We start from the raw sequence: 26,148 nt of genomic DNA on the forward strand, positions 1-26,148 counted from the left end.
GTGGGCCGCCTCTCGGGAGTGCTCGCGGCCGGCCTCGGCGCGGTCCTGCTCGTCACGACCGTGGCGGTGCCCGGTCCCGCCGCGGCCGCCGGTTCGCTGCCGTCGTACCTCCAGGTGGGCGACGGGGTCCGCCAGCTCGTCACCGTCACCAGCGACCGGTGGAGCGACACGCGGGCGCGGTTGTCGGTGTGGGAGCGCGCAGCGGGCGGTGACTGGCAGCGGGTCCGCGGCCCGGTGCGGGTGCGGCTGGGCTGGAACGGCTGGGTGCCGGGCGGCAGGCGGCGGCAGAACACCGGGACGACGCCGGCCGGGTCGTACTCCATGGAGCGCGCCTTCGGCACCCGCACGAGTCCCGGCACCGCGCTGGACTACCGGCACGTCGACCGCGACGACGTCTGGCCCTACGAGCCGCGCGACCCGGCGACCTACAACATCCTGCAGCCGCGCCGGGCGGCCGGCTCGCACTGGCGGCCCGACTACCACGAGCGGCTGCGGTCCTACGGCTACGAGTACTCCTACGCGGTCGTGCTGGGGTTCAACCTGCCCCGGGACGTGCGCTGGTCGTCGGAGCGGCGGCAGTACGTCGCGGGCACGCCGGCCGACACCAGGCGGGGCGGCGGGATCTTCCTGCACGTGCAGCGCTCGACGTACACCGCCGGCTGCGTGGCGGCGCCGCTCGACGACGTCCGCTGGATCGTGCGGCGGCTCGACCCGGCCGCCTCGCCGCGGATCGTGATGGGCCCGACGGACTGGGTGAAGCGCCGCTACTAGTAGTGGCCGCCGAGCGTGCGCACCAGCTGGCGCGGGGCGCGGTGCCGCATCCGGTGCTGGCCGGGACGGGCGGCGTACTCGACGGTGACGGCCTTGCCGCGGTACCGGTGGTTGAACCACTGCGTGAACGTGCCGTGGCAGACGCCGCCGCAGACGAATCGCTTGCGCGGCAGGTTCAGCCCGCGCGAGAGCCGCAGCGCGAACCGCCGTACCGACGGGACCGACGTGTCCACGCCGTGCAGCGGCTGGTGGAAGCTGACGACGTACCGCGGCCGGATCTCGTCGAAGAAGGCCATGACCGCCCGCGTCTCCGGCTCCGACGCAGCGTGCGGCCCGGACTCGTAGCTGCCGTCGAGGTCGGCCCAGCGGTAGGGGAAGTTGCGGTTGAGGTCGACCCCGTGGGCGTTGCGGCGGGTGTGGCGGGCCAGACCGTCGGGGTTGTAGGTCGGGATCACCCAGAGGTCGAGCCCCTTGACCTTCCGGCCGTCACGGATGCCGCGCAGGATGTGCCGTGTGGCCGGCTCGTTGCCGTGCATGGTCGCCATCGCGACGGCGGTGACCTTCGCGTCCGGGTTGCCGACCCGGTAGGCCATGATCTTGCGGCCCTTGACCGACAGCCCGACCACGCGGGTCTGGACCACTGCGGAGCGCTCCTCCCCGGCGGCGCGGACCGCACCGGCGGGCGGGGGTACGACGAGCAGGGCGGCGAGGACGACGAGGGCGGTCCCGAGAGCGCGGCGCATGACCTAGATGTTGCCGGTGGCGAGGAAGCCGGTGAAGAGCAGGACGCCGACCAGCAGACCGACATGGGCCAGGGCGGAGAGCCCGGGGCCCTCGCCCCAGGTGTCCGCGGTCGGTCCGGACGAGTGCCGCCCCCGGGCCGGGAGCCAGCGCGCCAGGATCAGCAGGCCGGCGACCACGGTGACCCACCAGAACAGCAGCGCGATCCAGCCGAGCAGGGCGTTCCCGGTGACGAGGAAGGCGACCCACAGGATGACGGCCGGCACGCCCGAGAACGTGTGCGTGTTGAGCAGACCACGCGGGATCGAGAGTCGTCCGGCGCCCTCGTCCTTCGCGAGCCGGACGCGGGTGAGGACCACGACGACCGCGGCGAGGACGGTGAGCACCAGGGTGATGCGGTACGGAGTCACGCGACGATCCTGCCGTAACGCCCTGGTCACCTGCACGCAACCTGCCGTCGCGGTCCGAACCGGTGGTGCTCTCCGGGACTCTCCGGGGCCGCGGCTAGGCCCGGGCGGCTTCCTCGGGGCCGCCCTCGAGGCGCTCCTTGAGCACGGCCAGCCCCTGGTCGAGGAGCCGCTCGATGACGGGCCGCGCGACCTTCCAGCCGAGCGCCCCGAGGCGCCCGCCGGGCACGACCGCGAGCTCGGACCACAGGAACCGCGAGGCGTCGGGGCCGTCGGCGACGACCTCGAACTCGCCCTCGCCGCGCACGACCGTGCCGGTGTGCAGCACCTCGCAGCGGCCGCCCCCGTCGGGCCGGACCTCCCAGGAGGTGATCGTCATGGTGTCCCAGAACCCGATCCGGCCCAGCCCGGACCAGGCGCGGATCCGTCCCCCGACGCCGCGCGCCGGTGCGGCGGGGTCGGCGTGCTCGACACGGGTGTGCGGCACCCAGTCGCTCTGGCTCGGCCAGTCGGTGACGTACTCCCACGCCGCCGCGGCCGGCACGGCGAGGGGCACCTCGCGCCGGATCAGGGCGCGCATCAGCCCGCCCCGTCCTCGCGCCGTACCCCCTCGTCGCGGTCGGCGTCGCCGATCTCGGCCGCGTCGCGCTCGGCGGCGAGACGGTCGAGCAGCGCGTCGACCTCGGACATCCGGTAGCCGCGGAACGCGGTGGAGAAGCGCACCCGCCGCAGGTCCTGCGAGGTCAGCGGGCCGTCGGCCTGGACGCGGCTGTCGGGCCGGTCGTCGAACGTCTCCGCCATCGCCCCGCCGCGCCCGGTCGCCGCGACGGCGACCACGCCGATCAGCGCGACGATCAGGATCGCGAACACCCAGGTCATGAGGCCCATCCTGCGCTACTCACCCTGACGGTCACTCGGGCGGCACCGTCGCGTCGCCCGGCTCCGCCTTGGCCCGGTCGCTGCCCCGCGGGCGGCGGGTGCGCGCCTCGACCATCAGCGCGACCGCCTCGTCGACGTCGTCGGTGACCGTGAACATGTCGAGGTCGGCCGGGCTGACCTTGCCCTCGGCGAGCACGGTGCCGCGGATCCAGTCGACGAGTCCGGCCCAGTAGGAGGTGCCCATCAGCACGATCGGGAACGAGGTGACCTTGCGGGTCTGCACCAGCGTCAGCGCCTCGAACAGCTCGTCGAAGGTGCCGAAGCCGCCCGGAAGCACGACGAAGCCCTGGGCGTACTTGATGAACATCGTCTTGCGCGCGAAGAAGTAGCGGAAGTTCAGGCCGAGGTCGACGTACTCGTTGAGCCCCGACTCGAACGGCAGCTCGATGCCGAGCCCGACGGAGTGGCCGCGCGCGGCGCGGGCGCCCTTGTTGGCCGCCTCCATGACGCCGGGACCGCCGCCCGTGATCACCGCGAAGCCCGCCTCGACGAGCTTGCGGCCGATCTCCTCCCCGAGGGCGTACGACGGGTCGTCGAGGGTCGTGCGCGCGGAGCCGAACACCGAGATGGCCGGTCCGAGCTCGGCCAGAGAGCCGAAGCCCTCGATGAACTCGCTCTGGATACGCAGCACTCTCCATGGGTCGGTGTGCACCCAGTCCGTCGGGCCGCGCGAGTCCAGCAGCCGCTGGTCCGTCGTACTCGTGTCGAGCTCGCCGCCGCGGAGCCGGGTGCGACCGCGGTACTTCTCGTGGGGCTGCTCGGTCAGGTCGCTCACGACGCGGCCCCCAGCCAGGTGCGCAGCTGCTCCTCGACGGAGCGGATGTGGTCGAGCGGCACGAACTCCTCCTGCTTGTGGGCGAGGTGCGGGTCGCCGGGGCCGAAGTTCACCGCCGGCACGCCGAGCACGCTGAAGCGGGCGACGTCGGTCCAGCCGAACTTCGGGTTGGCCGTGCCGCCGACCGCCTCGACGAAGGCGGCCGCCGCGGGCACGCTCAGCCCGGGCATCGCGGCGGGCGCTGAGTCGCTGACCTCGATGTCGAAGCCGTCGAACACCTCCCGCATGTGCGCGAGCGCCTGCTCCTCGGTGCGGTCGGGCGCGAAGCGGTAGTTGATCGAGACCCGGCACTCGTCGGGGAGCACGTTGCCGGCGACGCCGCCGGAGATGAAGACGGCGTTGAGGCCCTCGTGGTACTCCAGCCCGTCGATGACCGGTCGGCGCGGCTCGTACGCGTTGAGCCGCGCGAGCACCTCGGCGGCGCCGTGGATCGCGTTGACGCCCATCCAGGAGCGGGCCGAGTGGGCGCGCTCGCCGCGCGTGATCACGTCGACGCGCATCGTGCCCTGGCAGCCGGCCTCGACGACCGCGTCGGACGGCTCCATCAGGATCGCGAAGTCCGCCTGCAGCAGCTCCGGGTGGCTCTGCGAGAGCAGGAATAGGCCGTTGCGCTCGGCCTCGACCTCCTCGCACTCGTAGAACACGTACGTCACGTCGCGGTTGGGAGCCGGCACCGTGGCGGCCGTCCGGAGCGCGACCGCGACCCCGCCCTTCATGTCGCAAGCACCGAGGCCGTGCAGGTCGGTGTCGGTCAGCTTGGCGGGCAGGTTGTCGTTGAGCGGCACCGTGTCGATGTGCCCGGCGATCACGACGCGCTCGTCGCGGCCGAGGTCGGTGCGCGCCACCAGCGTGTGGCCGAAGCGCTGCACCGTCAGGTGGTCGAGCCCGCCGAGCGCGGCCTCGATCGCGTCGGCGATCGCCGCTTCGTTGCCGCTCACCGACTCGATGTCGACGAGGTCGCGGGTCAGGCTGACGGCGTCCTGCGTGAGGTCGAGAGACATATGGGTCATCCTGCCAGCGCAACCGGTGGTCCGCCCCAGGACCGTGGTTCCTGCCATCCAGAACTGTCGGTGCTCGGTGGTCGAATGAGTCATGGCAGAGATCCCGGCACCCGAGCAGGCGGACACCCCTGCCGCGGTGCTGGCTGCGGTCCGCGCCGAGCGTGAGGCCGCGGATCGCGCGGAGTGCCGGGTCCTGGAGCTGGCCCAGGACTGGGCGGCGATGCACGCTCCCGATGGTCTCGATCCGCTGGGCATGGAGCGGTCGACGCTCGTTGCTGGCCCCGGGACACCGCCGGTCGGCGAGTTCTGTGTCGCCGAGCTCGCTTCCGCGCTGCGGATCAGCACCGACGCCGGCCGGACCCTGCTGGCCGAAGCGGTCGAGCTGGCCCACCGACTCCCCCAAACCTGGCGGCGGGTCCGTGCCGGTGAGCTGCCCGCCTGGCGGGCCCGGCGGGTCGCGCGGTCCACCCTCGCGCTGACCCGGGAGGGGGCGGCGTTCGTGGACCGGCACGTCGCCTCCTTCGCGCACAAGGTCGGGCCCGCGCAGCTGGACCGGCTGGTCGAGGAGGCCCTGGTCCGGTTCGAGCCCGACCTCGCCGACGCCCGCCGCCGCGCGGCCGCCGACGGTCGGCACGTCACGGTGCACACCGACCAGGTCGGCTACGACGGCACCGTGCACGTCGAGGGCGACCTCGACCTCGCCGACGCGCTCGACCTCGACGCCGCCCTGATCACCGGCGCGGCTCGGCTGGCCGACCTGGGCTGCACCGACTCGCTCGACGTCCGCCGCGCGCACACGCTCGGCGAGCTCGCCCGCGGCACCGACCCGACCCTCGACCTGGACCAGCCCGGCCACGGCCGCGAGGTCGTGCTCCACGTCCACATCACCCCCGACGCCCTCAACGGGCACGACGGCACTCACCTCGCGCGGGTCGACAACACCCGCAGCTTCGTCGACGCCGACCAGGTCCGCACCTGGTGCGGCACCCCCGGCACCACCGTCACCGTCCGGCCAGTGCTCGACCTCGACGAGCACATCAGTAGCACCGCCTACGAGACCCCCGACCGGCTCGCCGAACAGGCCACCCACGTCGACGGCACCTGCGTGTTCCCCTGGTGCACCCGCCCCGCCCGCAGCACCCACGGCACCGACTGCGACCACGTCGTCCCGCATGCCGAGGGCGGGACCACCTGCTCCTGCAACATCGCGAGGCTCTGCCGCCGGCACCACCGGCTCAAGACCCACACCGCCTGGCACTACGACGTCCTCGAGCGCGGCAGCTACCTGTGGACCAGCCCGCACGGACTGGGATTCCTCCGGGACCGCACCGGCACGATCGACGTGACGCCGCCCGATCGACCGTCAGGCAGACACGCCGGCCATCTCCTCGTCGTCTCCGACCCCTGATCACCGCGCCCCTTCCTGCGTGTGTCCTTATCGCACGGACGGAGCCGATGGTCACCGTGCGAGGCATGTCGTACCCAAGTGACCTGACCGATGACCAGTGGGGGCTGCTGGAGCCGGTGTTCAACGCGCCGGGCAAGCGTGGCCGCAAGCACGCCGATGACCTGCCCACCGTGGTGGACGCGATGCTCTACATCGCCCAGACCGGTTGCCAGTTGCGCTACCTCCCGGAGTCGTTCGGACCCTGGACTCGGGTCTGGTCGCAGTTCCGTCGCTGGACACGCAACGGCACTTGGGCGCGAGCGCTGACGGTGCTGCACGAGGCCGCGCGCGCAGCGGAAGGCCGGGCCGATGCGACGCCGTCGATGGTGGTGGTCATCGACCCCACCCCGCCCGAGGAGCGTCTAACGGCGGCTTCTCCTTCCACGACCGCGGCGGCCCCTACGGCCGCAACAAGGGCGCGAAGCGCATCGTTGCGGTCGACGTGCCCGGCCTCCCGGTGGGTGCTCGGGTCGTGCCGGCCTCCACCCACGACAACGGGACCAGCGAGCTCATGCTGGTGCACCTCACTCGACGCCAAGCCCGCGCGCTCGTTCCGGCCGCAGGGTGAGAACGCCGGACTAGGCCCCACCCGGACGATCGTCGCAGCCTGCGTGCTAGGAGGCTCAACCCTCGAGCCTCCCGAAGATCGACGTAGGGTCCATGCGTGAGCCGCGTGGTCTTCATGTGCGGGCCCTCGGGGGCCGGGAAGTCGACATACGCCCAGCGCCTGGAAGGCGAGGGGATGGTTCGGCTCTCATTCGACGTGGAGATGTGGCGTCGCGGGATCTCGACGGTGCCCCTACCCCCAGACGTACGCGACGAGATCGAGACTGACCTGCGGGCTCGGCTGCTGGAGCTTGTCGCGGCGGGCACCGACGTCGTCCTCGACTTCTCGTTCTGGTCGCGACGTATGCGCGACGACTACCGCGAGCTGCTCGAGCCGACTGGCGTCGTACCCGAGACGATCTACCTTGCGACCGATCGCGAAACGGCCCTGAGGCGCATGAGAGCCAGGCGTGGCGGCCATTCCGATGACTTCGTGCTCACCGAAGACCTCGTCGCCCAGTACTTCGACCACTTCGAGACCCCGACGCCGGACGAAGGCCCGCTCACAGTCATTCGGTAGCCCAGTCACCGACATGCCGTTCCGTGCGGACGGCAACGCCCGAGAAGACCGAGCCGTTGAGCGATCGGGTTCACATCGGATCGGCGTTGCTGCCGTCGATCGCCCCCGCTCGGCGGAGTATCTCGTCGACGACATGGTCGAGTGGTGCGGTCGCGTCGATCGGGATGCCGTCCGTGGGGATGTCTTCGCCCGTGCGATGCAGCCGCACGATCAGGTCGCGTTCTGACTCCCGCGCGCCGAACTCGTCGTCCGGCCGCTGGTCGAGTCGCCGGTTCAGGGTGTCGAGATCGACCTCCAGGACGAAGACGCCGTCGAACAGGTCCACGAACTTCGAGAAGTTCCGCGAGCCGCCGCAGAAGAAGGTGACAGGCTCGCCCTGGTCGGCCACCAGCGCTCGGACCTTGTCCACGTCCCAGATGTGATGGAAGTGCGACGGCGTGCCGTTCGCGGGCTCACCCGTCTCCGGGTCCCCCTGGTAGGCCAGGTCGGTGTCACCGTTGACGGCGTGGAAGCCACGGCGGCGCAGCTCGTGGCAGACCGACGTCTTGCCGGTGCCCGAGACGCCCTCGACCAGGTAGTTGCGTAGGCCCACGTCAGACCGGCGGGAAGACGCAGAACTCGTTGCCCTCGGGGTCGGCCATCGTGATCCACTTCGGCATCTCCCACAGCACGGTCGCGCCGGCTCGCTCGAACGCGGCGACGTCGCCGTACACGTCCCAGTGCACGCGGTTCTTGACCGTCTTCGGCTCGGGCACGGGGGCGAAGTCGAGCGTCATGACCGGGTCGTGGGTGACCTTCTCGAGGGTCCACCAGTCCTCGCCCTCGGGGTTGACCGGCTCGACGCCGAAGCGCTCGCCCCACCACCGCGCGGTCGCCTCGGCGTCGACGCAGTCGATACCGACCCCGTGCAGGCGGTACGGCGGCAGCTTGTCGGGCTCGCGCAGGAAGGCGCAGAACTCGCCGCCCTCGGGGTCGGCCATCACCGTCCAGCCGAGCCCGGACTCCTCGGCCGGGATCTGCACGGTGGCGCCCAGCGCCTCGAGGTCGGCGATCGAGGCGGTGTAGACGTCGAGGTGGACGCGGTGCTTGACGGTCTTGCCCTCGGGCACGACGCACATCGCGATGCCACCGCCCTCCGGCACGTCGACGACGACGTCGCCGGCCGGGTCGTCGGCCGAGGCGCGGTGCTCGCCGCCGATCACGGCCGCCCAGAACGCACCCAGGCGCGGACCGTTCTCCTGCGTGTCCATGCACAGCTCCAGCCAGCGGGCGTCGGGTGTGGCGGGGGTCATCGCAGTGCGGTCCTCTCGGCGGCGGGTCGGCGTGCCTGGGTAGCGTTGCACAGATGACGGACAACGCCGCGCCTACGACGCCTGCCCCGACGACCGCCTGGGCCTACGGCCTCGCGACCTTCGCCGGCACCGAGGGCGAGGCCCCGTCCGGTGCGCGTGTGCTCGACACCTGGTACCCGATGCCGGCGCTGGGCCGCGCAGAGGACGACAAGGCGTCCAGTGAGGCGCCGGCCGAGCTGGTGAGGCTGGAGGGTGTCGACGAGGCGCGCGGCGTCCGCCGGTCGGTCGTGCTCACGATGATCGAGGACCTCCAGGCGCCGCCGGTCGACACCCACGACGTCTGGCTGCGGCTGCACCTGCTCAGCCACCGTTTGGTGGCACCGCACAGTGTCAACCTCGACGGCGTGTTCGGCCTGCTCACCAACGTCGTGTGGACCAGCGCAGGCCCCTGCGCGGTCGACGGCTTCGAGCTCACCCGGATGCGGTTGAGGGAGGCGCACGGCCACGTCACCGTGTACGGCGTCGACAAGTTCCCGCGCATGGTCGACTACGTGCTGCCGGCGGGCGTGCGGGTCGCCGACGCCGACCGGGTCCGTCTCGGCGCCCACCTCGCGGACGGCACGACCGTCATGCACGAGGGCTTCGTGAACTTCAACGCCGGCACGCTCGGCACGTCGATGGTCGAGGGCCGGATCAGCGCCGGCGTCGTGGTCGGCGACGGCTCCGACGTGGGCGGCGGCGCCTCCGTCATGGGCACCCTGTCCGGCGGCGGCAAGCAGGTCGTCTCGATCGGCGAGCGCTGCCTGGTCGGCGCCAACGCGGGCATCGGCATCTCGCTCGGTGACGACTGTGTCGTCGAGGCGGGCTGCTACGTCACGGCCGGCACCAAGGTGCTGCTCACCGACCACACCGGCGCGGAGCCGAAGGTGGTCAAGGCGCTCGAGCTGTCCGGCGCCTCCAACGTCCTGTTCCGCCGCAACTCGACCACCGGCGCCGTGGAGGCCGTGCCGTGGAAGGGCCAGGGCATCGAGCTCAACGCGGACCTCCATGCCAACTAGCCGACCCAGCCCCGCGCGCCTGCGGGCCAGGCGTGCGGGGGCTGTCGTGATCACCCTCCTCCTCGCCGTCGGTGTCGTCGCGGGCGTGGGGTGGTACCTGCGCGGCGGTCCCCCGCTGCTCGACCTCAACGGCTGCACGGCCGAGGTCGGCGGCGTGGTGGTGGACCTCGACACGGAGCAGGCCGAGAACGCCGCGACGATCGCTGCCATCGGCGTCCGCCGCGGCATGCCCGCGCGGGCGGTGTCGATCGCCCTCGCCACGGCGTACCAGGAGAGCAAGATCCGCAACCTCGACCATGGGGACCGCGACTCGCTGGGCATCTTCCAGCAGCGGCCGTCGATGGGCTGGGGCACGGAGGAGCAGATCCAGAACGTCCGCTACGCGACGAACAAGTTCTACGACGAGCTGCAGAAGGTCGACGGCTACGAGTCGATGCGGATCACCGAGGCCGCGCAGATCGTGCAGCGGTCCGGCTTCCCCGAGGCCTACGAGGACCACGCCGAGGACGGCCGCGCGCTCGCGTCCGCGCTGACCGGCTACAGCCCGCACGCGTTCACGTGCGAGGTGGACGACGTCGACGGCATGGACGAGCAGGACCTCAACCCGGCCGGCCTGACCCCGCGGGCGGCGAAGGTACGGCGCACGCTGGAGCGCGCCTTCGGCTCGCAGTCGCTCGGCGGGTTCGCGCCCGGCGGCGTCCAGGACGGCCACCAGGAGGGGTCGGCGCACTACGAGGGCCGGGCGGTCGACGTGTTCTTCCGGCCGGTCAATGCCGAGAACCAGCGACTCGGCTGGGCGATGGCGCAGTACCTGGTCGCGCACGCCGAGCGGCTGGACATCGCGACCGTCATCTTCGACGCCCGGATCTGGTCCGCCCGGCACTCCGACGACGGCTGGCGGACGTACGACCCGGGCGAAGGACCCGGCGACCCGGCCGTCCGGCTGCACCGGGACCACGTCCACGTGGACGTGGGGTAACGCTTCCTGGACGGGTGAGCCACCCGATCGGAGTCGGGGATCGGCCAAACGGACATTCCTTGCCTGTCAGGCGGTGGATCCGCGTGTCTCGCCGTCATGCGGGGACGTTCCGGGCGTCTACATTTCCAGAAGTCAGACCTGTGGGGGTCCATCTCGGGACTTGAGGGGAGGCAGACGATGAGCTCGATCCTGTACACCATCGGCACCGCACTGAACCGCGCGCACGACAACGACGTGCCCGTGCAGGTGCTCGTCGAGGGCCAGTGGCTGTCCGGCCGCGTCGCGGCCGTCGACGGTCACGGCCTGGTCCTGCACTCCGACGAGCTCGAGCACTCGGTCATCCGCGTCGAGAACGTCGCGGCGGTCCGCGTGTTCAGCGAGGCGCCCCAGCGCACCCCTATCCCCAAGGAGGCGACCCCGATGGGGCCGCGTCCGATGGCCTTCGCCGCGGCCGCGGCCGCGGGCGCCTGAACCCTACGCAGCCACCTCGGCGAGGCGGCGTACCGCAGCCTCCACGCGCTCGTCCGTCGCGGTGAACGCGACCCGGACGTGCTCGGCCCCCTTCGGACCGTAGAAGTCGCCGGGGGCGACGAGGATCCCGAGCTCGGCCATCGCGGCGACCGTGTCCCAGCACGGTTCGCCGCGGGTGGCCCACAGGTACAGCGACGCCTCGGAGTGGTCGACCCGGAAGCCGGCGCGCTCCAGCGCCGCCCGCAGCCCGGCGCGCCGCGCGGCGTACCGGGTGCGCTGCTCCTCGACGTGGACGTCGTCCTCCAGCGCCGCGCGCATCGCGACCTGCTGGGGGCCGGGCAGCATCAGCCCGAGGTTCTTGCGGACCGCGAGCAGCTCCCCGACGACGGCCGGGTCGCCGGCGACGAATGCGCAGCGGTAGCCCGCGAGGTTGGAGCGCTTGGACAGCGAGTGCACGGTGAGGATGCCGGTCGGGTCTCCCCCGCACACGTCGGGGTGCAGGACACTGACCGGCCGGATCTCCCAGCCGCACTCGAGATAGCACTCGTCGGAGACGAGCAGGGCGCCGCGCTCGCGGCACCAGTCGACGACCTTGCGCAGGTGCTCGACCGGCAGGACGCGGCCGGTCGGGTTGGACGGCGAGTTGACCCAGACCATCGACACCCGCTCCGGGCCGACGGACGTCAGCGCGTCGGTCGCGACCGTCCGTGCGCCGACGAGGCGGGCACCGACCTCGTAGGTCGGGTAGGCGAGCTCGGGGTGGACGACCAGGTCACCCGGGCCGAGGCCCAGCAACATCGGGAGCGACGCGACGAGCTCCTTGGAGCCGATCGTCGGCAGCACCGTGTCCAGGCCCAGCCCGGTGACTCCGAAGCGGCGGGCCAGCCAGTCGGCCGCCGCCTGCCGGGTCGTCGGCAGCCCGACGGTGGTCGGGTAGCCGGGCGAGTCGGACGCCTCGGCCAGCGCCGCCCGCACGACCTGCGGTGTCGGGTCGACGGGAGTGCCGACCGAGAGGTCGACGATCCCGTCGGGGTGGGCGCGCGCCCGCTCGCCGTACGGGAGGAGCTTGTCCCACGGGAAGTCCGGCAGGCGCTCGCTGACGCGGCCCACCGGCCCCGTCACTCCTGGTTCTGCGGCGGCAGAGCGGCGATCAGCGGGTGGTCCTTCTCGATGACGCCCATCTTGGCGGCGCCGCCCGGCGAGCCGAGGTCGGAGAAGAAGTCCACGTTGGCGGTGTAGTAGTCCTTCCACTGCTCCGGGGTGTCGTCCTCGTAGAAGATCGCCTCCACCGGGCACACCGGCTCACACGCACCGCAGTCGACGCACTCGTCGGGGTGGATGTAGAGCATCCGCGAACCCTCGTAGATGCAGTCCACGGGGCACTCGTCGACGCAGGCGCGGTCCTTGAGGTCCACACACGGCTGCGCGATGACGTAGGTCACCTGGTTCCTCCTCTGTGTTACCGGTCCTCACAGCCTAGTGTGTCGGTCGGTCGGACCGGCGCCCCGGTCCGCCACCTGTCGCCCCGCCGTCCCCGGCCCTCCGGAGGTCCCCGTGCCGCCCGCGTCCCCGCCCGGTCTCGGTCCGCACTGCGTCGGGCAGAGGGTGGTCGTACGGCGGGTCGTCCGCGGCGAGACCGGACCCTCCGGGGGTCCCGCGATGACCGACCTGCTGGGCGAGATGACGGCGTGGTCGGCGACGTCGACGACGGTGCGCGCCGAGGACGGCAGCCTGGTGGAGATCGCCCTCGCCGACATCGTCTCCGGCAAGCCGGTGCCGCCCCGGCCGTCGGTGCGGCTGCGGGTCTCGCCCGACCGTGCCGAGCGGCTCGCGCTCGCCGGGTGGCCGGCGCCGGACAGCGAGCCGTTGGGCGACTGGGTGCTGCGCGCCGCCGGCGGCTTCTCGGCGCGCGCCAACTCCGCGCTCGCCTCGGGCTCCCCGGGCGTGCCGTTCGCCGAGGCCGTCGCCGCGGTCTGCGCCTTCTACGACACACACGGGCTGCCGGCCTGGGTGCAGGTCGTGGTCGGCACGGACGAGCACCGCGGCTTCGAGGAGGCCGGGTGGATGCACGCCCGTCCCGGCGAGGCCGACTCCTGCTTCCAGATCGCCTCGACCGCCCAGGTCGCGCGGGCGCTCCGCCCGCTGGTCCCCGCCGACGCGCCGCCTGCGCACCTGGCCGCGACGGCGTCGGACGCCTGGCTGGCCAACGACAGCCGCGCCCTGCGCTCCCCTGGCGTCGCCCGGGCGGTGCTCGAGGGTCCGGCCGACGTGGGCTTCGTGACCGTCGGCCCCACCCCCGACGACGTGTGGGCCAAGGGCCGGGTCAGCGCCGCCGACGACTGGGCGGGCTTCACCGACGTGTGGGTCGACCCAGCGCAGCGCCGACGCGGTCTCGCCCTGGTCGTGGTGCAGGAGCTCGTGCGCTGGGCCGCGGAGCGCGGGGCCGGCACGGCGTACCTGCAGACGCGGGGCGACAACCCGGCCGCGCTCGCGCTGTACGACCGGCTCGGCTTCGTCACGCACCACGAGTACCGGTACCTCGCGCCGTAGGCTGCGCGGGTGCGCACCCTCCTGGCCGGCCTGATCGTGGCGCTCGCCGTCCTCACGCCGTCCGGCGCGGTCTCCGCGGACACCCGGCCGCTGCGGGCGACGATCACGTTCGACAAGAACTGGCGCGATCCGCACCGCTCCACCCTCACCTGGGAGGTCCGCCGGGGCACCGAGGTCGTCGAGCGGCGCACCTGGCGCGCGGGCTCCGGCTTCACCAAGCGCTCGACCGACGCGTGCCGCCGCAACGACGGGTGGCTCCCCGACGGCAGCTACCGGCCGCGGCTGTACGCCGACTACTGGGGCAGCCTGATCAAGGGCCGCGCCATCGGCCTCGGTCAGAAGCCCTGCGCGAACGGCACGATGCGCACCGACTTGTTCATCCACACCGAGCAGGGCGCCCGCTCGCGGCAGTGCCCCGACACCCGCGGCGACCAGGCGTGCCGGTGGGAGTACCCGCGGATCGACGACTACCGCTCCTACGGCTGCATCAAGCTGTCGCCGGGCGACCTGCGCGAGCTGTGGCGGGCGTGGCGCCGGCACTTCGCCCTCGGGTACGACGCCCGGGTCAGCGTCGTGGTCCGGGCCTGAGTCACGCCGCCAGCAGCACCAGCGCGAGCAGCGGCGGCACGCCCTGCACCGCGGCAGCGGGCAGGAACTTCCGGTCGGTCGTCACGAGCACGACGGCGGCGCCGGCCATCACCGCGCACGCGAAGGCCGCGACCGGCACGCTCGACGTCACGACGCCGACGACGGCGCCGACGGCGAGGAACAGGTTGTAGAAGCCCTGGTTGTACGCCATCGGCCGGACCACCTCGGCGTCCGCCGCGGACAGCCCGAACCGGCGCCGCACCGGGGGCCGCGTGAACAGCAGGCTCTCCATCACGAAGAACCCGACGTGCAGGGCGGCGGCGAGGACCACGAGCACCGCGGCGAGCGTCGACATGCGCTCACTGTCCCACCGGCGGCTGGGTGCGGTCCGGCATGCTGGCCGCGTGTCCGGCGACCTGGCAGCGACCCTCGAGCGCGTGGTCGCGCCCACGGCCGGCCGGTACGTCGCCGTGGCGGCCGCCGCGACGCGGGCCGGGGCGACGGCGTCCCTCACGAGCGGGGTGCGGGACGCGGAGCGGGGCGGCGCGGTCGACGAGCACACCGTGTTCGAGATCGGCTCGGTCACCAAGGTGTTCACCGCGCTGCTGCTGGCCGACCAGGTCGTCGCGGGCGCCGTCGTGCTGGCCGAGCCGCTCCAGGCACTGCTGCCGGACGTCGTCATCCCGGTGCGCGGCCGCCCGGTGACGCTGCTCGACCTGGCGACGCACACGAGCGGCTTCCCGCGGTTGCCACCCGGCCTGGTGCGGCAGGCGCTGCGTCACCGGGACGACCCCTACGCGCGGTTCACCGAGGACGACCTGCACGCCGCGCTCGAGCGGGTGAAGCCGAAGCGCGAGCCCGGCGGGAAGTGGTCCTACTCCAACTTCGGGGCGGCCGTGCTCGGGCACGCGCTCGCGCGGCGGGCGGGCACGACGTACGACCGGCTGCTCGCGGAGCGGGTCACCGGACCGCTGGGGCTGGCCGACACCGTGCTCGCCCTGCGGCCGGACCAGGAGGACCGGCGCGCCCACGGCCACACCCGGCGAGGGAGACCCACCGACGACTGGTCGATGCCGGCGATGCCCGGGATGGGGGCGCTGCACTCGACCGTCACGGACCTGACGACGTTCCTGCGCGCCCAGCTCGACCCGGAGAGCACCCCGCTGGCCGAGGCGATCCGGATGACCCGCGAGCCGCGTGCGGGCAGGGAGCCGATGCAGGTCGCGCTCGGCTGGCTGGTGTCCCCGATGCCGAAGGGCGGCCCGGTCGTGCACTGGCACAACGGCGGCACCGGCGGCGCCCGCAGCTGGGCCGGCTTCTCCGTCGCCGACGACACCACGTGCGTCGTGCTGACGACGGGTCAGCGCAGCCCGGACCAGCTGGGGTTCGACGTGCTCAGGAGCAGATGACCGTGTCCGACGGGGTGTAGGTCGTGTGGAACGTCTCCCGCTTGACCAGCTCGTCGCCGCCGGGCTGGAAGAACGACCGGAAGACGTCGATGTCGAAGCCGCCGTACCCCTCGTTGGGCACGCAGTCGTCGCCGGAGAGCCGCCGGGTCTCCGGCTGCGTCTGGTTGTAGCGGTCGCTCGTGGACGCCTTGATGTCCCAGGTCTTGGTCGACCACATCTTCACGGTCATCGCGCCGGACCGGGACGGGGTGCTCGGCGTGATGTACGCCTGCACCAGCACGCCGTGGTCGGTGTCGTTCTGGAACTGCAGGTCGACGTACGGCCACGCCACCGTCGCCTCGCGCCCGACCGGGTAGCGGTCGATGTAGAACGAGTGCGGCTTGTGCTCGATGTCCTTGAGACCGGCGAAGAACATCGCGTTGAACGTCGTCGTGGCGACCTGGCTGACGCCGCCGCCGAAGTCCTCCTTGTAGACGCCGTCGCTGATGATGAAGCCCTCGGTGAAGCCGTTCTCCTTCGTGCGCTCGCCCACGACGTCGTTGAGGCTGAAGACGTCGCCGGGCTTGAGCACGGTGCCGTTGACCAGCTCGGCGGCGCGACCCAGGTTGGTGTTGCGGTAGGAGGCGTGCGGGTAGTACGTCGTGAACTCCGAGACGACCTCCTTGATCCCGAGGTTGCGCGCGTCCTTCGTCGAGAAGTCCGGCTTCGACACGACCGACGACACGCGCAGCGTGCGGTTGCCGGTGGTCTTCACCACGTCGAGGAAACCGCCGACGAGCTCGTCGGGGTTGTAGGTGACGCCCTTCTGGGACTTGACCACCTTGGGGGCGCCGTTGCGCAGCACGACGGTGGCGTCCTTGGCGGCCAGCGGGTTGCCGGCCATCCGGTCGTCGACCGCCTTGAGCAGCACGTCCCGGTCGAGCACGGGCGCGAGGTCGCCGTCCTCGACCTTCATCGACAGCGCGGGCAGGAAGTCCACGGGCCGCAGCACGACCTGCTCGTTCTCGAGCTCGATCCTCACGTCACCGGACACGGCCGGGTTCGCGAAGCTGTGCATCGCGGTGGACACGTCGGCCTTGCCGATGTCGGGGTCGGCCGTCGTCGTGGGCAGCTCGACCCGCTCCACGTCGGGCTCGGTGAGACCGGCCAGGTAGGCGTCGGTGACCGGACCGAGCGAGCCGTCACGGTCGACGACCTGGCCGGTGCGTGGCTCCTTGGCGACCGCCCGGTCACCCTTGAACAGCACGCGCCCGTCGCGCGGCTTGGTGTCGACCTTGTCGCCGAACTCGTCGAGAGCCTTGGTGAGCCGCGGCTCGTCGACGGTCACGATCGCGTCGAAGTCGTCGCCGCCGGTCAGCGAGTCCCAGATCCGTGCGGGGTTCCACGAGCGGCCTCCCCCGGCCTGCGCGACCGAGGCGGCGACGTCGACGTCGAGGCCTGCGCGGCCCGGGTCGATCCGGCCCCGCTCGCCGAGCGCCCGGACCTTGACCGGCGCGCCGCGGGTGTCGTCGAGGCCGTCGGCCAGCGCGGCACGCGCCCCGGCCGGCTCCAACCCGCCGATGTCGACGCCGGCCACGGTCGCCCCGCGCGGCACCCGGTCTCCGGTCACGGCGTACGCCGCCAGGTACGCGCCACCGAAGAGCAGCACCAGGCCCAGCAGCAGCCACGGGATGACCCTGCGGTCGTTGGTGCGGTAGGGGTCGCGGTCTCGACTCACCCGGAGAAGCCTACGGGCCGGGATGGGCCCTTCCGGGGGCGGCCAGCGACGCCACGCCGAGGACGACGAGGGCGAAGCCGGTGCCCATCAGCGCGTACCCGGGCACGTCGGCGGCGACGGCGTAGTCGCCCTCGGGCCGCCCACCGAGCGCCACGCCCACGACGACCACCCAGCCCAGGCAGTACGCCGCCGCACTCCTGGGCGCCGGGCCGCGCCGGACGTGCCACGCGGTCAGCAGCGAGACGGCCACGGCGAGCAGCAGCCCGGCCGGGACGCCGAGCACCACCCAGCGGTGCACGGCCGTCGCCGCCAGCCCGACGACCCCGCCGAGCAGCAGCGCACCGACGTAGCGCCCGACCGCGACCGGGCCGCGAGTCACAGCCCGGCGAACAGGTCCGTCTCCCAGCCGTGCTCCCCGGTCGGACCCTGCTGTCCCTTCGCCAGGCGGTAGAACTCGGTGCCCCAGACCTCGTTGCCGAGGTTGTTCGACAGCGCGAAGAAGGGGCCGTCGACCTGGATCTGCGTGGAGTGCGCCTTCATCGCCCGCAGCTTGGCGTCGACGAAGTCGTTGGCGTCGACGGCGGCGCCGATGTGCTCGTCCGGGATCGCGAAGCGCGGCAGCGGCTTGTCGGGGTCCATGCCCTCGAAGGTGGTGGTGTCACCGGCCTCGCGCAGGTGCCGGATGCCCTCGCGCAGCCGGCTCTCCGACATCGCGACCCAGTAGATCTTGGCGACGTCGTGCGCGGGGCCGAGGTCCTCGCGGTAGGACGGGACGGCCGCGAGCGAGGCGGCGTAGGTCGCGACGCGGTGCGCCTGGATGTGGTCGGGGTGTCCGTAGCCGCCGAACTCGTCGTAGGTGACCAGCACCTGGGGCCGGACCTCGCGGATCACGTCGACCAGGTGGTCGGCGGCCTCGGTGAGGTCTGCCCGCCAGAACGTGCCCTCCTTGACGTCCTCGCCCGCGACGGCGTGGCCCTCGTCGTGCCAGACCATGCCGCTGTCGCGGTAGCGGCCCTCGCCGCCCAGGAAGCGGTGGTCGGTGACGCCGAGCTCGCGCATCGCGTTGGCCAGCTCGGTGATCCGGTGCGGACCGAGCGCGTCGTCGCGGTCGGCGGCCAGGTGGGCGAGCTCGGGGACGAGCACCTCGCCCTCCTCGCCGAGCGTGCAGGTGACGAGCGTGACCCGGGTGCCGCGGGCGGCGTACTTGGCCATCGTGGCGCCGTTGTTGATGGTCTCGTCGTCGGGGTGCGCGTGCACGAGCAGCAGGCTCTGGTCCATGCCGCTGAGCCTACGGCCGGGCTCCGACTACTCGGTGAAGTGACCCTTGATCCGCCGCGGGCCGTCCGGCAGGTCCAGCGGGGACGGCGACGCCGGTCGCGACGCCGGCGGCTCGCCGTGGTCGACCCAGCCGTCGTGCTCCTCGGTGAGCAGCTCGAGCACGACCTCGGGCGCGTCGGTGAGCACGGCCCAGGCGTGGTCCTCGTCGTCGTCCTCGCCGGCGAACCGGTCCTGCGCGACCATCGCGTCCCAGCCCTCGCGCCGCAGCCGGGCGACGACTGTCTCGGCGTCGTCCTGCCCGTGGAACACCGCCCTCATCCGGCCGCCTCCTCCGCATCGTCGAGCAGCACGCGCAGCTCGGCGAGGAAGGGTACGTCGGGCGCCAGCCACCGGACCGCGTCGAGCTCGTCGGCCGCCAGCCAGCGCACGGCGTCGTGCTCGTGCGGCACCGGCTCGCCGTCGACCAGCACCGCGGTGACCACCTCGAGCGTGTAGCCGGGCTTGACCGGCTGGGACCCGGCGAGCCGGCCGGTCACAGCCACGCCGCAGCCGAGCTCCTCCCGGACCTCGCGGACGACGGCGGTCGCGGCGTCCTCGCCCGGCTCGACCTTGCCGCCCGGGAACTCCCAGGCCCCGGCCGCCTCGGGCGGCGTGGTCCGGCGCGCCGCCAGCACCCGGCCCTCGTGCAGGATCGCGGCCCCGACCACGAGGATGCCGTCCGGAGCCGTCATGCGCGTCATGGTGCCATGAGGTCGCGGGCGGATCGGGAAGGATGGGGCCCGTGCACGATCCCCCCGGCGTCCACCTCGTCCGCGGCGCGGAGCGGTCCGACGAGGTCGACGCCCTCGCGACGCGGCTCGGCGGCCGGGTCGGCCTCGACGGCGTGCTGGCGGACCTCAACCGGGTCGCCGAGCCGGTCCGCGTCCCCGGGCTCGCCGTGCACGCGGGCTTCAGGTGGCAGCACGACGACCAGACGACCCGGCGGTGGTGGCCGCAGGGCATCACCACCTCGGCCGACGCGGGGCCGGACGAGACGTTCGCCGGGCGCCGGGTCGTGATGACCAGCGCCTACAGCCAGCGCGTCGACGGCGTCTCCTGGGGCTCGCGCATCTCGGTCGTGGACGTCACCGACCCGCAGGCGATCCGCTACCGGCACGTGCTGCTCGTCGAGCCGTACGTCGACGGCGACGGCCGGGGCGCGGCCCGCGCGCTGCACGTTCACGCCGGCGGCATCGTGTGGCACGGCGAGCACCTGCACGTGGCGGGCACCCGCCGTGGCTTCTGCACGTTCCGGCTCGCCGACCTCCTCCGGGTGCCCGACGACGCGGGGCTCGACGTCGCCGGCTACCGCTACGTGCTGCCGCTGCGGTTCGGGTACGACGCTGTCACGGCCGACGGCCACGAGCAGCTGCGCTACTCGTTCCTGTCGCTCGACCGGAGCACCACACCGCACGAGCTGGTCGCCGGCGAGTACGGCCGCGACGCGATGACCACCCGCCTCGCGCGCTACGAGATCGACCCGGAGACCGACCTGCTGCGGGCCGAGGAGGACGGCTCGGCCCGGCCGCTGCTGATCGACGAGCGCGGCATCGGGCACATGCAGGGGGCGGTCGTCGTGGGCGGTCGCTGGTACCTGACGACCAGCGCCGGCCGCTACCGCCTCGGCAGCGTCTGGTCGGGCACCCCGGGCGCGCTGCGCCGGCACCGGTTCGCGATCCCGGTCGGGCCCGAGGACATCACCTACTGGCCCTCGACCGACGAGCTGTGGTCGCTCAGCGAGTACCCCGGGCACCGCTACGTGTTCGCGATGCGCCGCGCCTGGTTCGGGTGACGCTCACGACAGCGACGACTGCCGGTTGTCCGCGGCGTCGTGCGCCGAGCGTTGCGCCGGGATGACCGCCCGCTGCGCGACGAGGTGCACCGTCACGTAGCCGCCGACGGTGCTCGGCCGGGTCGCGGCCTCGAACTCGACGTGGTCGGACATGACGTCGGTCGCGTGCGCCTCCCAGAACGAGTAGCTGACCCGGTCGGCCCAGATCTCCTCGAGCCGTCGGGCCACGTCGGCCGCGGCGACCTCGGGCTTGAACTGGCAGAGCGCGATCACGAGCTGGTCGGGGTCGTCTGTGTGCTCGACCTCGACCTCCTCGAACAGCCCGCTGGTGAGCAGCATGTAGCGCAGCGAGCCCTCGACGGTCACCAGCTCCTGCTCGGGCCCAGGGGAGGCGTTGTCCTGGATCGCCGTCCGCATGCGGTGGAATTGCATGAGATCCATGAAGAGATGATCCTGGTTCGGCCCGGTCCGGCTATCCCCCGTTTTGATGAGGCATCGCCGGAGGTTCCGGGCAGAACCGGACGATCCAGGACAGATCGAAGGTAAAACTTCTCGCTCAGCCGCGGCCACCCCGGCGCCGCACCGGGTCGACGAGCGACGGCGGTGCGTAACCGCGGTCGGCCTCGTTGAGCGTCGTCCCCGGAGGCACGATCTCGTCGATCCGGTCCAGCACGTCCGGGGAGAGCGTCACCTTCTCCACCCCCAGCTGCGAGTCGAGCTGCTCCATCGTGCGCGGCCCGATGATCGCCGAGGACACGGCCGGGTGCTCGAGCACGAAGCCGAGCGCCAGGTGGATCAGCGAGATCCCGGCCTGGTCGGCGAGGTCCTGCAGCGCGTGCACGGCCTCGAGCTTGCGCCGGTTCTCCGGCAGCGTCGGGTCGTGCCGTGCCGGCTGCCGCTGCTGGCGGCTCGACACCGGGGCCTGCTCCCCCTTGCGGTGCCGGCCGGACAGCCAGCCGCCGGCCAGCGGGCTCCACGGCAGGATCCCGAGGCCGTACTTCTGCGCGGTCGGCAGCACGTCACGCTCCACCTCGCGAGCGAGGATGGAGTACGGCGGCTGCTCGGTCACCGGGCGCTCCCGGTGCCGCTTCTCCGCCACCCACTGCGCCTCGACGATCTGCGAGGGCAGGAACGTCGACGTGCCGATGTAGCGGACCTTGCCCTGGCGGACCAGGTCGGTGAGCGCACCGAGCGTCTCGTCGACGTCGATCTCCGGGCGCGGCCGGTGCACCTGGTAGAGGTCGATGTGGTCGGTCTGGAGCCGGCGGAGGCTGTTCTCGACCTCGCGGACGATCCAGCGCCGCGAGTTGCCGCCCTGGTTGGGGTCGTCGTCGCTCATCGCGCCGTGGAACTTCGTGGCGAGGACGACGTCGTCGCGACGGCCCTTGAGGGCCCGCCCGACGATCTCCTCCGACTCTCCGCGCGCGTAGACGTCGGCGGTGTCGATGACGTTGATGCCCGCGTCGAGCGCACGGTGGATGATCCGGACGGACTCGTCGTGGTCGGTGTTGCCCCAGGCGCCGAACATCATCGCGCCGAGGGTCAGCGGGCTGACCTGGACGCCGGTGGTGCCGAGACTGCGCCACTGCTGGGTGCTCATGCCGTCTCCTTCGTGAGGGCCTGTCGGTCGGGGTGCGCCGGCGAGTACTGGCTGACCGGCCGGTCGAGGCCGAGGTGCTCGCGCAGCGTGCTTCCTGTGTACTCCTCGCGGAACAGGCCGCGCTTGCGGAGGATCGGCACGACGTGCTCGACGAACTCGTCGAACCCGCCGGACAGCCACGGCGGCATCACGTTGAAGCCGTCGGCGGCACCGCTCTCGTACCAGGCCTGGATCTGGTCGGCGACGTACTCCGGCGTGCCGGTGACCACGCGGTGCCCGCGCGCGCCGGCGAGGCGGTGCATGAGCTGGCGGATCGTCGGCTTCTCGCGGTCGACGATGTCGAGCACGAGCCGCGAGCGGCTGCTCACGCCGCGCTCCCCCGACTCGTCGACGAGCTCGCGCGGGAAGGGCCCGTCGAGGTCGTACGACGACAGGTCGGCGCCGGTGAGCCGGTGCAGCACGTCGAGGGAGTACGCCGGCTGGGTGAGGCCGTTCAGCTCGTCGTGCTTGTCCTGCGCCTCCCTGGTCGTGGAGCCGATGAACGGGCTGATGCCCGGCAGGATCTTGACCTGGCCGGGGTCGCGGCCGAGACGCGCGGCACGGGACTTCACGTCGGCGTAGAACGCCTGCGCGCTCTCCAGCGTCTGGTGCGCGGTGAAGATCGCCTCGGCCCAGCGGGCGGCGAAGGAGCGCCCGTCCTCGGACGAGCCGGCCTGCACGTAGACCGGCCGGCCCTGCGGCGAGCGGGCGGTGTTGAGCGGACCGGCCACGTCGAAGAGCGGGCCCTTGTGGTCGATCGGGTGGATCCGGTCGGTGTCCGCGAACAACCCCGACTCGGCGTCGGCGACGAACGCCTCGTCCTCCCACGAGTCCCACAGCTTCGTGACGACCTCGACGAACTCCTCGGCACGGGCGTAGCGCTCGGCGTGCACCGGGTGCTCGGCGAGGCCGAAGTTCTGGGCGGCGTTGGGCGCCCCGGTCGTCACGATGTTCCAGCCGGCCCGGCCCTTGCTCAGGTGGTCGAGCGAGGCGAACAGGCGGGCGAGGTTGTAGGGCTCGGAGTACGTCGTGCTCGCCGTACCGATGAAGCCGATCTTCTCGGTCACCGCGGCGAGCGCCGCCATCCAGGTGAACGGCTCGAGGCGGAACCGCGAGGCGTACCTGATGTTGTCGGCGAGCGCCGGACCGTCGGCGAAGAAGACGGCGTCGAACGTCGCCGCCTCGGCCTTCTTGGCGAGCTCCTGGTAGTAGGAGATGTCCAGCACCCGCTCAGGCGCCGAGTCCGGGTGCCGCCAGGCGGCCTCGTGGTGGCCGCCGGGGTAGATGAACAGGTTGAGGTGCAGGGTCACGATGCGGCCTTCCGGTCGTAGCGGGTGTGCGCGTGCCGCGGCGCGGGCGCGGAGTCGTCCTCGACGCCGAGCTCGGCCAGCAGCTGGGCGCGCAGCGCGGCGAACTCCGGGTCGGCCTGGGACCGCCGGTCGAGGTCGACACGCAGGTCGCGGGCGACGACGCCGTCGTCGAGCACGATCACCCGGTCGGCGAGCACGATCGCCTCGTCGACGTCGTGGGTGACGAGCAGGACGGCGGGCTGGTGCGCCTCGCAGAGCTTGCGCAGCAGCACGTGCATCCGGATCCGGGTCAGCGCGTCGAGCGCGCCGAACGGCTCGTCGGCGAGCAGCAGCTCGGGGTCGCGGACGAGCGAGCGGGCCAGGGCGGCACGCTGCTGCTCCCCGCCGGAGAGCTCGTGCGGCCACGCCTTCTCGCGGCCCTCCAGGCCGACCTCGGCGAGGGCGACCTGGCCGCGCTGGGCGGCGTCCTTGTCGCGCAGGCCGAAGGTGACGTTGTCGAGGACCCGCTTCCACGGCAGCAGCCGCGAGTCCTGGAAGACGACCGACACCTTGTCGGGTACGTCGACCGCGCCGTGCCCGGCGACGTCCCGGTCGAGTCCGGCGAGGGCACGCAGCAGCGTGCTCTTGCCGGAGCCGCTGCGGCCGATCAGGGCGACGAACTCGCCGGGTGCGATGTCGAGGTCGAGCCCGTTGAGCACGCCTCCCGCCCTGCTGAAGCTGCGGTGCAGGCCGCGGACGCGGACCGCCGCGGTGCGGTCGGTCAGCCGGCCAGGGTGCGTCGCCATGACAGTGCCTTCCTCTCGATGAGCCGGACGGACCCGTCTGCGACGAGGCCGAGGATCGCGTAGACGACGAGCCCGACGACGATGACGTCGGTCTGGCCGTAGTTGGACGCGAGCGTGATCATGTGGCCGATCCCGCTCGTGGAGTTGATCTGCTCGACGACGACCAGCGCGAGCAGCGCACCGGTCACCGCGAAGCGCAGGCCGAGCAGGAACCCGGGCATCGCACCGGGGAGCACGACGTGGCGGACGAACTCGCCCCGGCTGACGCCGGCGGTCTCGGCGAGCTCGGCGTACTTGCCCTCGATGCTGCGCAGGCCGTTGTGCGTGTGGATGTAGATCGGCACGAAGACGCCGAGCGCGATCGTGATGACCTTCATCTCCTCGCCGATGCCGAACCAGAGGATCAGCAGCGGGATGAGCGCCAGGTTGGGGATGGATCGCTTGATCTGGACGGGACCGTCGATGAACGACTCACCCAGCCGGGAGAGGCCGGAGACGATCGCGAGGACCGTGCCGGCCGCGACGCCGATGAGCAGGCCGAGGACCGCGCGGACCGCCGAGGTGGCCAGGCTCTCCTGGAGCCGGCCGCTCTCGATCAGGCCACCGGCGGTGGCCACGACGGTCCACGGCTCCGACAGCGTGCGCGGGTCGATGAGGCCCGTGGCGGAGCCGACGACCCAGAGCGCGAGCAGCGCGACCGGGCCGACGGCGTACCCGAACCGGATGCGCCGGCCGGGGCCGAGCCGCCGACGGACCACGCGGTCGTCGGCCGGCTCGGCGCTAGGAAGCCGGGGACGGGTTGCTTCGATCGTGGTCACGAGTCACCTCCGAGGGCCTGCGCGATGGCCTCCTCGTAGCGGCGGTCGTAGAGGTCCTCGACGTTCAGCGGCTCCTGCTTCTGCTCCTTGACGAGCAGGTCGACGGTCTCCTGGTGACGGGCGATGAAGTCGTCCCAGCTGGTCGGGACGTTGAACTTCCCGAGCGTCTCGACGACGAACTCGGCGTCCTCGGGCGACAGGCCCTCGTGCTCGACGTAGTAGCCCTGGGCGAACTCGTCGGGGTGCTCGGAGATCCACTGCTGAGCCTTGGCCCAGACCCCGACGTACTCCTTGAGCGCCGCGGCCTTGTTGGCGTCCTCGACGGTCTCGACGGGCGCGTACAGGGTCCAGGAGTCGTCGCGGACCCCGGGCTTGATGGTGGTGGCGCCGTCGCGCTCGTACTTGGCGAGGTAGGTCTTGACCAGGCTCTGGCCGAGCGGGGCGACGTCGACCTGCTTGCTGGCCAGCGCGTTGACGTAGGAGTCGTCGACGCTGGTCATCTCGACGAGCTCGACGTCGTCCTGGGTGAGGCCGGCCTGCTTGAGCACGCGCAGGACGAGCGCGCCCTGCGCCTGACCCGGGCTGTATGCGACCTTCTTGCCCTTCAGGTCCTCGAGGCTGTCGACCGTCTGGCCGGGGGCGACGCCGAGCTCGTACGTCGGGTGCTCGAGCGGGTCGACGGTCTCACGGGCGGCGACGATCCTGATGTCGGTGCCGGTCCAGTGCGCGAACAGCGGCGGGATGTCGGCGACACCGCCGACGTCGATCGCGTCGGCGCGGAACGCCTCGAGCGTCTTGGGGCCGCCGCTGATGTTGGCCCACTCGACGTCGACGTCGAGCTCGTCGTCGAGGCCGGAGAGCTCGAGGGCGGTCTGGGTGGCGGGGTCACCGACCCGGAGGACGGTGCCCTCCTCGGGCTTGTCGGGCACGGCCGCCGTCAGCTCCAGGTGCGGGCCCTTCTCCTCGGCGCCGCAGCCGGTCAGACCGAACACGGCCAGGAAGACCGCGACCGCGTAGAGGACCACGAGTCGGGGAGACCGGGCCGCGAGGCGGGCCGGGGTGGTTCCAGGGGATGGCATGGGGGACTCCTCGGGACGTTGTTCTCAGTAAGTCACCTAAATTACTACACTAAAGTTCGGACGCAAGCCGGCCGTCC

The 26,148-nt window shown here is 72.4% G+C and carries 33 protein-coding genes; 11 read left to right on the forward strand and 22 right to left on the reverse strand.

Going from position 1 to position 26,148, the window contains the following annotated elements; translation table 11 throughout:
• A complete protein-coding gene (locus tag ETU37_RS04325; protein WP_129985675.1) occupies positions 1-771 on the forward strand; it encodes a L,D-transpeptidase family protein in 771 nt (256 codons plus the stop codon).
• Here the strand turns inward: ETU37_RS04325 and ETU37_RS04330 are convergent.
• The 6 genes from ETU37_RS04330 to dapE all read right to left on the reverse strand — a co-directional run bounded on the left by ETU37_RS04330 (position 768) and on the right by dapE (position 4,703).
• The gene (locus ETU37_RS04330) at positions 768-1,514 is read right to left on the reverse strand and encodes a M14 family zinc carboxypeptidase (protein WP_129985677.1); all 747 of its coding nucleotides are present in this window, start codon (positions 1,512-1,514) and stop codon (positions 768-770) included. The genes ETU37_RS04325 and ETU37_RS04330 overlap by 4 nt on opposite strands.
• A gap of 3 nt (positions 1,515-1,517) precedes the next feature.
• Complete coding sequence (locus ETU37_RS04335; RefSeq protein ID WP_129985679.1) at positions 1,518-1,922, reverse strand: hypothetical protein; 405 nt, start codon at positions 1,920-1,922, stop codon at positions 1,518-1,520.
• A 94-nt stretch (positions 1,923-2,016) separates the two neighbouring features.
• Positions 2,017-2,499, reverse strand: coding sequence for an SRPBCC family protein (locus ETU37_RS04340; protein WP_129985681.1), 483 nt, complete (start codon positions 2,497-2,499; stop codon positions 2,017-2,019).
• Positions 2,499-2,798 (reverse strand): DivIVA domain-containing protein, encoded by a 300-nt coding sequence (locus tag ETU37_RS04345; protein WP_129985683.1) that lies wholly within the window; start codon positions 2,796-2,798, stop codon positions 2,499-2,501. The genes ETU37_RS04340 and ETU37_RS04345 overlap by 1 nt, the downstream gene beginning before the upstream one ends.
• Before the next feature lie 31 nt (positions 2,799-2,829).
• Positions 2,830-3,633: an LOG family protein gene (locus tag ETU37_RS04350; RefSeq protein ID WP_129985685.1), complete on the reverse strand. Its 804-nt coding sequence runs from the start codon at positions 3,631-3,633 to the stop codon at positions 2,830-2,832.
• Entirely contained in the window at positions 3,630-4,703 is a 1,074-nt protein-coding gene (gene dapE, locus ETU37_RS04355; RefSeq protein ID WP_129985687.1) for a succinyl-diaminopimelate desuccinylase, read from the reverse strand. The genes ETU37_RS04350 and dapE overlap by 4 nt, the downstream gene beginning before the upstream one ends.
• 82 nt (positions 4,704-4,785) lie before the next feature.
• Here dapE and ETU37_RS04360 point away from each other — a divergent pair, with 82 nt between their 5' ends.
• The 3 genes from ETU37_RS04360 (at position 4,786) to ETU37_RS04370 (ending at position 7,267) form a co-directional block, all read left to right on the forward strand.
• Positions 4,786-6,102: an HNH endonuclease signature motif containing protein gene (locus ETU37_RS04360; protein WP_129985689.1), complete on the forward strand. Its 1,317-nt coding sequence runs from the start codon at positions 4,786-4,788 to the stop codon at positions 6,100-6,102.
• Between the two features lie 65 nt (positions 6,103-6,167).
• On the forward strand, positions 6,168-6,809 hold the full coding sequence (locus tag ETU37_RS23940) for a transposase (RefSeq protein WP_165372397.1): 642 nt from the start codon (positions 6,168-6,170) through the stop codon (positions 6,807-6,809).
• Positions 6,806-7,267, forward strand: coding sequence for a P-loop nucleotide/nucleoside kinase family protein (locus tag ETU37_RS04370; protein ID WP_206053718.1), 462 nt, complete (start codon positions 6,806-6,808; stop codon positions 7,265-7,267). The genes ETU37_RS23940 and ETU37_RS04370 overlap by 4 nt, the downstream gene beginning before the upstream one ends.
• Positions 7,268-7,337: 70 nt before the next feature.
• Here ETU37_RS04370 and ETU37_RS04375 read toward each other — a convergent pair whose 3' ends face one another.
• Both ETU37_RS04375 and ETU37_RS04380 read right to left on the reverse strand, forming a co-directional pair.
• Positions 7,338-7,859 carry an AAA family ATPase gene (locus tag ETU37_RS04375; protein WP_129985693.1) on the reverse strand — a complete coding sequence of 174 codons (522 nt, stop codon included), beginning with the start codon at positions 7,857-7,859 and terminating at the stop codon, positions 7,338-7,340.
• A 1-nt stretch (position 7,860) separates the two neighbouring features.
• Positions 7,861-8,559 carry a VOC family protein gene (locus tag ETU37_RS04380; protein WP_129985695.1) on the reverse strand — a complete coding sequence of 233 codons (699 nt, stop codon included), beginning with the start codon at positions 8,557-8,559 and terminating at the stop codon, positions 7,861-7,863.
• A gap of 53 nt (positions 8,560-8,612) precedes the next feature.
• On the opposite strand from ETU37_RS04380, the gene dapD reads away from it, so the two are divergent.
• From dapD to ETU37_RS04395, 3 genes are all read left to right on the forward strand, one after another.
• Positions 8,613-9,617 (forward strand): 2,3,4,5-tetrahydropyridine-2,6-dicarboxylate N-succinyltransferase, encoded by a 1,005-nt coding sequence (gene dapD / locus ETU37_RS04385; protein ID WP_129985697.1) that lies wholly within the window; start codon positions 8,613-8,615, stop codon positions 9,615-9,617.
• 46 nt (positions 9,618-9,663) lie between these two features.
• Complete coding sequence (locus ETU37_RS04390) at positions 9,664-10,596, forward strand: VldE C-terminal domain-containing protein (RefSeq protein WP_129985699.1); 933 nt, start codon at positions 9,664-9,666, stop codon at positions 10,594-10,596.
• A 177-nt stretch (positions 10,597-10,773) separates the two neighbouring features.
• Positions 10,774-11,067, forward strand: a complete 294-nt coding sequence (locus ETU37_RS04395) for a hypothetical protein (RefSeq protein WP_129985701.1) — start codon at positions 10,774-10,776, stop codon at positions 11,065-11,067.
• 3 nt (positions 11,068-11,070) lie between these two features.
• Here the strand turns inward: ETU37_RS04395 and dapC are convergent, their stop codons facing one another.
• Positions 11,071-12,177 carry a succinyldiaminopimelate transaminase gene (gene dapC / locus ETU37_RS04400; protein WP_129985703.1) on the reverse strand — a complete coding sequence of 369 codons (1,107 nt, stop codon included), beginning with the start codon at positions 12,175-12,177 and terminating at the stop codon, positions 11,071-11,073.
• A gap of 8 nt (positions 12,178-12,185) precedes the next feature.
• Positions 12,186-12,509: a ferredoxin gene (gene fdxA, locus ETU37_RS04405; protein ID WP_129985705.1), complete on the reverse strand. Its 324-nt coding sequence runs from the start codon at positions 12,507-12,509 to the stop codon at positions 12,186-12,188.
• A gap of 163 nt (positions 12,510-12,672) precedes the next feature.
• Here fdxA and ETU37_RS04410 point away from each other — a divergent pair, with 163 nt between their 5' ends.
• The gene (locus ETU37_RS04410; RefSeq protein WP_420819098.1) at positions 12,673-13,617 is read left to right on the forward strand and encodes a GNAT family N-acetyltransferase; all 945 of its coding nucleotides are present in this window, start codon (positions 12,673-12,675) and stop codon (positions 13,615-13,617) included.
• A gap of 9 nt (positions 13,618-13,626) precedes the next feature.
• On the forward strand, positions 13,627-14,205 hold the full coding sequence (locus ETU37_RS04415) for a hypothetical protein (protein WP_129985709.1): 579 nt from the start codon (positions 13,627-13,629) through the stop codon (positions 14,203-14,205).
• A 1-nt stretch (position 14,206) separates the two neighbouring features.
• Here ETU37_RS04415 and ETU37_RS04420 read toward each other — a convergent pair whose 3' ends face one another.
• Positions 14,207-14,560, reverse strand: a complete 354-nt coding sequence (locus ETU37_RS04420) for a DUF1304 domain-containing protein (protein ID WP_129985711.1) — start codon at positions 14,558-14,560, stop codon at positions 14,207-14,209.
• Positions 14,561-14,609: 49 nt separating this feature from the next.
• Here ETU37_RS04420 and ETU37_RS04425 point away from each other — a divergent pair, with 49 nt between their 5' ends.
• On the forward strand, positions 14,610-15,614 hold the full coding sequence (locus tag ETU37_RS04425; protein ID WP_165372398.1) for a serine hydrolase domain-containing protein: 1,005 nt from the start codon (positions 14,610-14,612) through the stop codon (positions 15,612-15,614).
• On the opposite strand, the gene ETU37_RS04430 is transcribed toward ETU37_RS04425, so the two are convergent.
• The 5 genes from ETU37_RS04430 to ETU37_RS04450 are packed head-to-tail and all read right to left on the reverse strand — an operon-like array spanning position 15,601 to position 19,340.
• Complete coding sequence (locus ETU37_RS04430; protein ID WP_129985715.1) at positions 15,601-17,331, reverse strand: VanW family protein; 1,731 nt, start codon at positions 17,329-17,331, stop codon at positions 15,601-15,603. The two genes, ETU37_RS04425 and ETU37_RS04430, sit on opposite strands and share 14 nt — an antisense overlap.
• Positions 17,332-17,341: 10 nt before the next feature.
• Complete coding sequence (locus tag ETU37_RS04435) at positions 17,342-17,710, reverse strand: DUF6113 family protein (RefSeq protein ID WP_129985717.1); 369 nt, start codon at positions 17,708-17,710, stop codon at positions 17,342-17,344.
• On the reverse strand, positions 17,707-18,609 hold the full coding sequence (mshB, locus tag ETU37_RS04440; protein WP_129985719.1) for an N-acetyl-1-D-myo-inositol-2-amino-2-deoxy-alpha-D-glucopyranoside deacetylase: 903 nt from the start codon (positions 18,607-18,609) through the stop codon (positions 17,707-17,709). The genes ETU37_RS04435 and mshB overlap by 4 nt, the downstream gene beginning before the upstream one ends.
• A gap of 27 nt (positions 18,610-18,636) precedes the next feature.
• Positions 18,637-18,927 carry a hypothetical protein gene (locus ETU37_RS23075; protein ID WP_165372399.1) on the reverse strand — a complete coding sequence of 97 codons (291 nt, stop codon included), beginning with the start codon at positions 18,925-18,927 and terminating at the stop codon, positions 18,637-18,639.
• Entirely contained in the window at positions 18,924-19,340 is a 417-nt protein-coding gene (locus ETU37_RS04450; RefSeq protein ID WP_129985721.1) for a (deoxy)nucleoside triphosphate pyrophosphohydrolase, read from the reverse strand. The genes ETU37_RS23075 and ETU37_RS04450 overlap by 4 nt, the downstream gene beginning before the upstream one ends.
• 50 nt (positions 19,341-19,390) lie before the next feature.
• Here ETU37_RS04450 and ETU37_RS23080 point away from each other — a divergent pair, with 50 nt between their 5' ends.
• Positions 19,391-20,440, forward strand: a complete 1,050-nt coding sequence (locus tag ETU37_RS23080) for a hypothetical protein (protein ID WP_165372400.1) — start codon at positions 19,391-19,393, stop codon at positions 20,438-20,440.
• Between the two features lie 3 nt (positions 20,441-20,443).
• Here ETU37_RS23080 and ETU37_RS04460 read toward each other — a convergent pair whose 3' ends face one another.
• The 6 genes from ETU37_RS04460 to ETU37_RS04485 all read right to left on the reverse strand — a co-directional run bounded on the left by ETU37_RS04460 (position 20,444) and on the right by ETU37_RS04485 (position 26,071).
• Entirely contained in the window at positions 20,444-20,881 is a 438-nt protein-coding gene (locus ETU37_RS04460; protein WP_129985723.1) for a hypothetical protein, read from the reverse strand.
• 115 nt (positions 20,882-20,996) lie between these two features.
• Positions 20,997-22,040, reverse strand: coding sequence for an aldo/keto reductase (locus tag ETU37_RS04465; protein WP_129985725.1), 1,044 nt, complete (start codon positions 22,038-22,040; stop codon positions 20,997-20,999).
• Positions 22,037-23,389, reverse strand: coding sequence for an LLM class flavin-dependent oxidoreductase (locus ETU37_RS04470; protein WP_206053719.1), 1,353 nt, complete (start codon positions 23,387-23,389; stop codon positions 22,037-22,039). The genes ETU37_RS04465 and ETU37_RS04470 overlap by 4 nt, the downstream gene beginning before the upstream one ends.
• Positions 23,386-24,174: an ABC transporter ATP-binding protein gene (locus tag ETU37_RS04475; RefSeq protein ID WP_129985727.1), complete on the reverse strand. Its 789-nt coding sequence runs from the start codon at positions 24,172-24,174 to the stop codon at positions 23,386-23,388. The genes ETU37_RS04470 and ETU37_RS04475 overlap by 4 nt, the downstream gene beginning before the upstream one ends.
• Positions 24,150-24,992 carry an ABC transporter permease gene (locus ETU37_RS04480; RefSeq protein WP_129985729.1) on the reverse strand — a complete coding sequence of 281 codons (843 nt, stop codon included), beginning with the start codon at positions 24,990-24,992 and terminating at the stop codon, positions 24,150-24,152. Before ETU37_RS04480 ends, ETU37_RS04475 begins: the two co-directional genes overlap by 25 nt.
• Positions 24,989-26,071 carry an ABC transporter substrate-binding protein gene (locus ETU37_RS04485; RefSeq protein ID WP_129985731.1) on the reverse strand — a complete coding sequence of 361 codons (1,083 nt, stop codon included), beginning with the start codon at positions 26,069-26,071 and terminating at the stop codon, positions 24,989-24,991. The genes ETU37_RS04480 and ETU37_RS04485 overlap by 4 nt, the downstream gene beginning before the upstream one ends.
• Positions 26,072-26,148 lie beyond the last annotated feature (77 nt).

The organism is Nocardioides iriomotensis (assembly GCF_004168035.1).
Classification (GTDB): Bacteria; Actinomycetota; Actinomycetes; order Propionibacteriales; family Nocardioidaceae; genus Nocardioides_B; species Nocardioides_B iriomotensis.

Bases quoted from the DNA above. Each gene is read 5' to 3' on its own strand.
- ETU37_RS04330 (WP_129985677.1), bottom strand. From the start codon at position 1,514: ATGCGCCGCGCTCTCGGGACCGCCCTCGTCGTCCTCGCCGCCCTGCTC.
- ETU37_RS04340 (WP_129985681.1), bottom strand. From the start codon at position 2,499: ATGCGCGCCCTGATCCGGCGCGAGGTGCCCCTCGCCGTGCCGGCCGCG.
- ETU37_RS04345 (WP_129985683.1), bottom strand. From the start codon at position 2,798: ATGACCTGGGTGTTCGCGATCCTGATCGTCGCGCTGATCGGCGTGGTC.
- dapE (WP_129985687.1), bottom strand. From the start codon at position 4,703: ATGACCCATATGTCTCTCGACCTCACGCAGGACGCCGTCAGCCTGACC.
- ETU37_RS04360 (WP_129985689.1), top strand. From the start codon at position 4,786: ATGGCAGAGATCCCGGCACCCGAGCAGGCGGACACCCCTGCCGCGGTG.
- ETU37_RS23940 (WP_165372397.1), top strand. From the start codon at position 6,168: ATGTCGTACCCAAGTGACCTGACCGATGACCAGTGGGGGCTGCTGGAG.
- ETU37_RS04380 (WP_129985695.1), bottom strand. From the start codon at position 8,559: ATGACCCCCGCCACACCCGACGCCCGCTGGCTGGAGCTGTGCATGGAC.
- dapD (WP_129985697.1), top strand. From the start codon at position 8,613: ATGACGGACAACGCCGCGCCTACGACGCCTGCCCCGACGACCGCCTGG.
- ETU37_RS04395 (WP_129985701.1), top strand. From the start codon at position 10,774: ATGAGCTCGATCCTGTACACCATCGGCACCGCACTGAACCGCGCGCAC.
- ETU37_RS04420 (WP_129985711.1), bottom strand. From the start codon at position 14,560: ATGTCGACGCTCGCCGCGGTGCTCGTGGTCCTCGCCGCCGCCCTGCAC.
- mshB (WP_129985719.1), bottom strand. From the start codon at position 18,609: ATGGACCAGAGCCTGCTGCTCGTGCACGCGCACCCCGACGACGAGACC.
- ETU37_RS23075 (WP_165372399.1), bottom strand. From the start codon at position 18,927: ATGAGGGCGGTGTTCCACGGGCAGGACGACGCCGAGACAGTCGTCGCC.
- ETU37_RS04450 (WP_129985721.1), bottom strand. From the start codon at position 19,340: ATGACGGCTCCGGACGGCATCCTCGTGGTCGGGGCCGCGATCCTGCAC.
- ETU37_RS04460 (WP_129985723.1), bottom strand. From the start codon at position 20,881: ATGGATCTCATGCAATTCCACCGCATGCGGACGGCGATCCAGGACAAC.
- ETU37_RS04465 (WP_129985725.1), bottom strand. From the start codon at position 22,040: ATGAGCACCCAGCAGTGGCGCAGTCTCGGCACCACCGGCGTCCAGGTC.
- ETU37_RS04475 (WP_129985727.1), bottom strand. From the start codon at position 24,174: ATGGCGACGCACCCTGGCCGGCTGACCGACCGCACCGCGGCGGTCCGC.
- ETU37_RS04485 (WP_129985731.1), bottom strand. From the start codon at position 26,071: ATGCCATCCCCTGGAACCACCCCGGCCCGCCTCGCGGCCCGGTCTCCC.